The sequence below is a fragment of the Carnobacterium sp. AT7 genome (assembly GCF_000171855.1).
Lineage (GTDB): Bacteria > Bacillota > Bacilli > Lactobacillales > Carnobacteriaceae > Carnobacterium_B > Carnobacterium_B jeotgali.
Genome location: NZ_ABHH01000005.1, coordinates 103,130 through 110,332, shown reverse-complemented (window position 1 = coordinate 110,332; position 7,203 = coordinate 103,130). Strand labels below are relative to the sequence as shown.

Annotated in this window: 6 protein-coding genes; all 6 read left to right on the top strand. The window is 37.2% G+C overall.

The window, feature by feature from the left end:
* Positions 1-1,317 (top strand): glycoside hydrolase family 1 protein (locus tag CAT7_RS03460; protein ID WP_007722012.1); only part of this gene is annotated, 1,317 nt, incomplete at its 5' end.
* 346 nt (positions 1,318-1,663) lie between these two features.
* Positions 1,664-2,413: a polyphosphate polymerase domain-containing protein gene (locus CAT7_RS03455; protein ID WP_007722010.1), complete on the top strand. Its 750-nt coding sequence runs from the start codon at positions 1,664-1,666 to the stop codon at positions 2,411-2,413.
* Positions 2,410-3,093 carry a DUF4956 domain-containing protein gene (locus CAT7_RS03450; protein ID WP_007722009.1) on the top strand — a complete coding sequence of 228 codons (684 nt, stop codon included), beginning with the start codon at positions 2,410-2,412 and terminating at the stop codon, positions 3,091-3,093. The genes CAT7_RS03455 and CAT7_RS03450 overlap by 4 nt, the downstream gene beginning before the upstream one ends.
* The gene (locus CAT7_RS03445; protein ID WP_007722008.1) at positions 3,093-5,000 is read left to right on the top strand and encodes a carbohydrate-binding domain-containing protein; all 1,908 of its coding nucleotides are present in this window, start codon (positions 3,093-3,095) and stop codon (positions 4,998-5,000) included. The genes CAT7_RS03450 and CAT7_RS03445 overlap by 1 nt, the downstream gene beginning before the upstream one ends.
* A 349-nt stretch (positions 5,001-5,349) precedes the next feature.
* Complete coding sequence (locus CAT7_RS03440) at positions 5,350-6,015, top strand: deoxynucleoside kinase (protein ID WP_007722006.1); 666 nt, start codon at positions 5,350-5,352, stop codon at positions 6,013-6,015.
* The gene (locus CAT7_RS03435; RefSeq protein ID WP_007722003.1) at positions 6,008-7,186 is read left to right on the top strand and encodes a NupC/NupG family nucleoside CNT transporter; all 1,179 of its coding nucleotides are present in this window, start codon (positions 6,008-6,010) and stop codon (positions 7,184-7,186) included. Before CAT7_RS03440 ends, CAT7_RS03435 begins: the two co-directional genes overlap by 8 nt.
* The last annotated feature ends 17 nt before the right edge of the window (positions 7,187-7,203 follow it).

Sequence of the window (7,203 nt, the reverse complement as noted above, 5' to 3'; positions counted from 1 at the left end):
GGTGGTAAGAGCCCATCTGTTTATGATGTAAGAGAAGCAACAGAACATGCAAGTGATTGGAAATTTGCGAATGATAATTACCATCAGTTTGAACAAGATCTAGATCACATCAAGGACTTAGGCATGAATATGTATCGGTTCCAGATTTCTTGGTCACGAGTGATTGAAAACGGTAACGGTGAAGTGAATGAAGAAGGCATTGCTTATTATGATCGATTCATTGATGGACTAATTGAAAGAGGCATCGAACCGATGATCTGTCTGTATCATTTTGACATGCCTTTGTATTTAGCAGAAGAGTATAATGGGTTAGTTTCAAAAGAAGTACTGAATGCCTTCGTCAGATACGGAAAAGAAATGGTCGATCGTTATGCGGATAAAGTGAAGTACTGGATCGTATTCAATGAGCAGAATCTCTATCATGTACCAGAAGCATTTAGAATCAGTGGATATTTACAGGGAGAAAAGACGGCAAACGAATTATATCAAATTTTACACAATGTCATGGTGGCTCATGCTGAAATTGCCAATTATCTTCACGAAACAACGGACGCTCAGATTGGTGGAATGTTAGCTTACAGTGAAGTTTATCCAGCTACTTGCAAACCTGGAGATATTCTAGCAGCTAGAAAATGGGATGAATTTGTAAACTATACGTTACTTGACGCTTATACAAAAGGAACGTATTCAAAAGAAATGATGCAGTTTGTGAAGAACAATGAAATTGATATGAACATATTATCTGGAGAATTAGAAACAATTCAAAATCAGAAGAATGATTTTATAAGTTTTAGTTATTATGCTTCGTCAACCATCAGTGCTGAAAAGATTCCAGCGGGAACCATTCCAAATGAGTATATGGATTACGGTAGATTAGACAATCCGCATTTAGATACTACGGAATGGAACTGGCAGATTGATCCACTTGGATTCCGAGATGTGTTAAACAAATTGTACCAGCGCTATCAGTTACCCGTCTTTCCAATTGAAAATGGTATTGGAGTGAAAGAAGAGTGGGATGGAACGAATCTAATAGAAGATGACTATCGCATCGATTATCATAAGAAACATTTATTAGCCATGTATGACGCTATGTACATCGACGGAGTAGAAGTAATGGGCTATCTTGGATGGGGCTTGATTGATATTTTGAGTTCACAAGGAGACATGCGTAAACGTTATGGAGTAGTGTATGTGAACCGTGATAACCATGATCTGAAAGACATGAAGAGAGTTCCGAAGAAAAGTTATGAATGGTTCAAAGAAGTCATTAAAACAGATGGGAAGTGTTTGACTGAAGGAGTTGACAGAACCTGACAGAAGAAGCATCAGAGTCAGGAAAACATGTTGTAAGCTGATTTATTATGTCAGCCTGCTTGTCTGTCGATCAGGAATACGAATAAAAGGAGACTGACACAATAAAAAGTATCAGTTCTAACTTTAATAAAGAATGGCCCAATTTTCTTCAAGAAAATTGGGCCATTCTTCTTTTTATGTCATCGATTCAGTGTTTTTTAAGATCTTTGTCATGAAAAGCAGACGAATTTCTTTAGTTGCCTTAGCGTTGCTTCTGACATACAGATCTGCTTTTAAAATTTTAGACTTAAGGTTCAATTAAGGTTCAAGTTTTATATTGTATCCATCGAGTAAGGAGGTAATAAATATGGCTAACTATCAAAGTGTTTTTGAACGAAAGGAAACAAAGTATTTAATTACGTATGATCAATGGAATAAATTGCTTATAGAGCTTAGACCGTATATGGAACTGGATCAATACGGCAAGCATTTGATTACAAATATTTACTATGATACCCCAAGTTGGTACTTGATACGCCACTCAATGAGTAAACCGCTCTACAAAGAAAAAGTTCGATTGCGTAGTTATGGTATTCCAACTAAAAAAGATTCAGTCTATGTGGAAATCAAGAAAAAATTTGATGGAATCGTCTATAAAAGAAGAACAAAGATGCAATTGAAAAATGCTGAAAGATTTTTAGCTCATCAAAATGAGCTGGAATCGATCAGCAATGATCAAAAGGTACATGAATTTGAGTCAGTTCTTTCTTTTTATCCAGACTTAAAACCAGCCATGTATTTGTCTTATAAAAGACTAGCTTATATTGGGAAATTGGATAACGATGTTCGGATTACATTTGATCAAGAAATTTTATACCGCACTCATGATCTTTCTTTGTCATCTGGATCTTATGGAGAGCCGATTTTACCGGAAAATCACTTATTGATGGAAATAAAAATTTGTGGGGCAATGCCTGTATGGCTTGCTCGTATCTTATCCGAGCAACAAATTTACCCAGCAAAATTTTCGAAATATGCAAATGGGTATAAAGATTATTTGAAAAAACAAGAAGAACCAATAATGGAAGCAAGAGAAAGAGAGGTTTATAGTGCATGAGTGAGTTGTTTAATAGTTTATATATGGAAAGTACATCTGCGTTTTCAATCACGAGTTTTCTACTTTGTACGGTGTCAAGTTTGGTTTTAGGAGGATTTATAGCATGGACCTATATGTATAGAAATCAATTTTCTAAAGGTTTCGTCATGACTCTATTTCTATTACCAGCTATGGTACAAATGGTGATCATGCTGGTCAATGGAAATGTTGGAGCCGGTGTTGCAGTAATGGGGGCATTTAGTTTAGTTCGTTTCCGTTCTGTACCAGGTTCAGCTAAGGAAATCAGCAGCATCTTTCTGGCAATGGCCGTTGGGCTGGCAACCGGAATGGGGTATATTGGATTTGCTGTAGTATTTGCTGTGATTATTTGTGGCGCAATGGTTGGATTAAATCTTTCCAGCTTTGGCGAAATGGGTGAACGGGTTCGGTTATTAAAAATAACAATTCCAGAAAATCTAGATTATAGTGCTGTTTTTGATGATATCTTCGAACAATTCTTGTCTAATTATCAGATGATAAGAGTGAAGACGACCAATATGGGAAGTTTGTTTCGGATTGAATATACGATTGAATTGAAAGATCAAAATCAGGAAAAACAATTTATCGACGCATTGCGTTGCAGAAATGGAAATTTAGAAATTATCTGTGGACGCTCGTTAACTGGAAAGGAAGAACTCTAATGAAAAAAAAGACGAAGATCACACCATTTTTATCACTAGCTGTTTTGGTGATGTTAGCCGGGTGCCAATCAACTGCTTCTGGCACTAGCCAAAGTGCAGATTCTGCTACAGCAACTGAGTCTGGCACTGTAAAAAGTACAGTAGATTATGATTTAGAATTTAGTTCCGATGATCTTGAAGTCGGATATGACGAGGCTGATTCCACGACTATCCAATTAGCCGATGACCAGAGTACTAGCAGCGGAGAAGGAGCAACGGTTGAGGGTAATGTTGTTACAATTACAACCGGTGGAACATATTTGATCAGCGGAACTCTTTCAGATGGGCAAATCAAAGTAACGGCCCCGGATACTGAAGAAGTTCATTTAATCTTTGACGGAGTAGATATTACCTCTTCAACAACGGCTCCTTTACTGATTGAAGAAGCTGATAAAGTCTTTGTGACATTGGCAGAAGGTTCAGAAAATACATTGACTGATAAAGCTGGAAGTACAGCAACAATTGGTACGGATGCTGATGCGACTAGTATTGACGGAACAATTTTTAGTAAAGCTGATTTGGCATTTAACGGTTCTGGTAGTTTAACGATACATGCAAATATGAATCACGGAATCGTATCGAAAGATGAATTAATTATCGTAAGTGGTACGTATAATATCACTGCAGCAGGCCAAGGACTTTCAGGGAAAGATGCAGTGAAAATCAAAGACGGAACGTTTACTCTTGAAACCGGAACGGATAGTATTCAGTCCGATAATGCAGATGAAGAAGGCAAAGGTTTTGTCTATATAGCTGGAGGTAACTTTACGATTGACACAGAGCAAGACGGTATTCAAGCTGAAACGCTGCTTCAAATTGATGGCGGAACATTTGATATTACAGCAGGTGGCGGGAGTGCCAATGCAGTAGCAAAAACACAAGAAGGGATGGATTTCTTTGCTCAAGCAGCAGAGGAAGAAGAAAATGCGGATAGCGATGAAATCAGTTCAACCAGCACCAAAGGATTGAAAGCAGCAGGCGAGTTGATTATTAATGATGGTACGGTTGCAATTGATGCGGCTGATGATACAGTGCACACTGATGGAAATCTGACACTTGCAGGAGGATCGCTCACATTAATTGCCGGAGACGATGGCTTACATGCTGATAATGATTTGCAATTAAGTGGTTCAAATGTTGCTATTACAGAAAGTTATGAAGGAATCGAAGGTAAGACAATCACAATCAGTAATGGAGAAATAAGCGTTGTAGCTAGTGATGACGGAGTTAATGTATCTGGTGGGACTTCAACAACAACTAAACAAACCGCCGAACCGGGTGAATCTGGCAGCAACAGTGAAAATACATTGGTCATTTCTGGTGGAACATTGATGGTAAATAGCAGTGGTGACGGGTTAGATTCAAATGGTACAATTGAAATTTCTGGTGGTGTGACGACTGTTAGCGGACCAGAAAATGATGGGAATGGAACAATCGATTCAAATGGAGAAGCTGTTATAACTGGTGGAACGTTAATGGCAGCTGGAAGTTCTGGAATGGCAGTAACTTTTGCAGACAGTTCTAGTCAAGCAAGTGTTTTTTATGGATTTGAAACGACTTATGAAGCAGGTAGCAAAATAGAATTAAACGATGCAGACGGTACAGTTCTCTTATCCTGGACAGCAGATAAAAGTTTTTCTTCTGTCCAATTCAGTTCAGCTGATTTGGCAATAGATGAAACATACACTTTATCTATTAAGGATGAAACGTTTGAAGTTCCAATTGAATCAGTATCAACGACAGTGGGAACAACGCCTGGGAAAATGGGAGGCGGTATGCAGCAACCTGGTGGCAAGAACATGCAACCAGATGGTGACATGCAAAAACCCAGTGAAGGAGATACAGGCAGTATACCAATCATACCTTAAACTAGTTAGTTAAGAAGCAAAATAAAATAGACAAGTCGGTAGGGAAATTCCTAAGGCTTGTCTATTTTTTTGTCTATAGGGTGTTTTGAATGCGCAACCACAATATATGGTGTTTCTTTTTTTTTGCTTAGCACATATGGTGTAAATTCAGGTTGATATAATTTTAATATCATAGTATTATAGCTAAGGAGCTAATCGATGGTTAAGCAATAAATAGTTACATAAAAGCTGCAATAAAAAATTAAGCAATACGTTTTCTAGAAACTACTAAGATAACAACTAGTAATGACATGGAAAAAGAGTAGCTGAATTACGCTACTCTTTTTCCATGCAATGAGGAGAGGGGCAGATGGCAATTTTAGTAATTGGTGGAATGATTGGAGCAGGAAAAACAAGTGTAGCTGAACTGTTAGGAAAATCTTTAAACAGTGAGGTATTCTATGAGAATGTAGATGACAATGAAATATTGCCTTTATTTTACACAGCAAGTGAAGAGGAACAGCATTTAAAACGATACCCGTTTTTATTGCAATTAGATTTTTTAAGTAGTCGTTTTAAAAGTATTAAAGAAGCTTTACACAACAAGAATAATGTGTTGGATCGCTCAATTTATGAAGATTGGTATTTTGCCAAAGTAAATACAGAGTTAGGACGTATCTCAGCTTCAGAGTTTAGTATTTATGAAAAATTATTAAACAACATGATGGAAGAATTACAAGAACTACCAAAAAAAGCACCTGATCTAATGGTTTATTTACAAGGGTCCTTCGAAACGATACTTTATCGAATCGGCTTGCGAGGAAGAGACTTTGAACAAGATCAAGGGTTAATGGACTATTACAAAGCTCTTTGGCAAGGTTATGATAACTGGGTCACTGATCACTATAAAGCATCTGATGTTTTAGTGATTAATATTGATAGAATTGACGTGGTCAATAATAGTGAAGATGCAGACTTTGTGGTGAAATTAGTAAAAGAAAAGTTAGCTGAAATGGAGAGTAGAATTAATGAATAAAGTAGTAACTGTTTTAGGTATTATAGTCATATTAGGAATATTATTTTTATTATCAGACAATAAAAAAGCAATCAATAAACGAACGGTTGGAGTTGCACTAGCCGCTCAGTTAGTGTTGGCGTTATTCTTAATTAAAGTTCCTGTAGGCAGCTGGATCATTGAACAACTTGCTGCAGGAGTAACAAAACTATTCAGTTTTGCGAATGAAGGACTAGCCTTTGTATTTGGCGATTTATTTGGAAAAGGCTATTTCTTTATTGATGTATTAGGTGTCATTATCTTTCTATCCGCTTTGACAGGGATTCTTGGCTACTTAGGTATAGTCGGTTGGGTCGTTAAAATCATTGGTGGAGCAGTTGGGAAATTATTAGGCACTGAAAAAGCAGAATCTTTTGTTGCTGTAGCGAATATGTTGTTGGGGCAGACAGAAGCACCTTTCTTAGTAGCCAAATATTTGCCTGATATGACAAAATCAGAATTAATGACAGTCTTAGTTGCAGGAATGGGATCTATGTCGGCTTCTATCTTAGTTGGATATAATTTATTAGGTATTCCAATGAAATGGTTATTGATTACAACGGCTTTAGTACCGTTTGGATCATTGCTAGTAGCTAAAATTTTAACACCTGAGACGGAAATCAGCAGAGTAACAGATGTAACGTTAGATCGTAAAGGCTCAAATACCTCTGTTTTTTCTGCCATGGCTGAAGGAATCAATAATGGGTTACAAATGGTATTAGGAATCGGAGCGAGTTTGATTGCAGGTATTTCTATTGTGGCCTTATTGAATAGTATTTTAGGACTAGTAGGAACCAGTTTTACAGGAGTTTTAGGCTACATTTTCATGCCAATTGGTTGGTTGATGGGGTTAAGCGGTACTGAGGCTAGGTTAGCTGGACAGCTGTTAGGGACCAAATTATCAATTAATGAATTTGTCGCTTATGCTGATTTTGCTCCTATGATGTCTGAATTATCAGAAAGAGCTGTAGCAATGATATCTGTGGCCATTGGTAGTTTTGGAGCATTCTCTAGTATTGCAATCTGTGTAACAGGATTATCCGTGTTCGCACCAACTAGAAAAAATGATTTATCTAAACTAGCCTTAAGAGGAATGTTTGGTGGATTTGTTGTTCCTATATTGTCTGCTATGTTTATCGGATTGTATTTATAAAAAAACAATTAACTATA

Excerpts from the sequence above, each read along its gene's own strand:
- CAT7_RS03455 (WP_007722010.1), top strand. The coding sequence starts at position 1,664 with ATGGCTAACTATCAAAGTGTTTTTGAACGAAAGGAAACAAAGTATTTA.
- CAT7_RS03450 (WP_007722009.1), top strand. The coding sequence starts at position 2,410 with ATGAGTGAGTTGTTTAATAGTTTATATATGGAAAGTACATCTGCGTTT.
- CAT7_RS03445 (WP_007722008.1), top strand. The coding sequence starts at position 3,093 with ATGAAAAAAAAGACGAAGATCACACCATTTTTATCACTAGCTGTTTTG.
- CAT7_RS03440 (WP_007722006.1), top strand. The coding sequence starts at position 5,350 with ATGGCAATTTTAGTAATTGGTGGAATGATTGGAGCAGGAAAAACAAGT.
- CAT7_RS03435 (WP_007722003.1), top strand. The coding sequence starts at position 6,008 with ATGAATAAAGTAGTAACTGTTTTAGGTATTATAGTCATATTAGGAATA.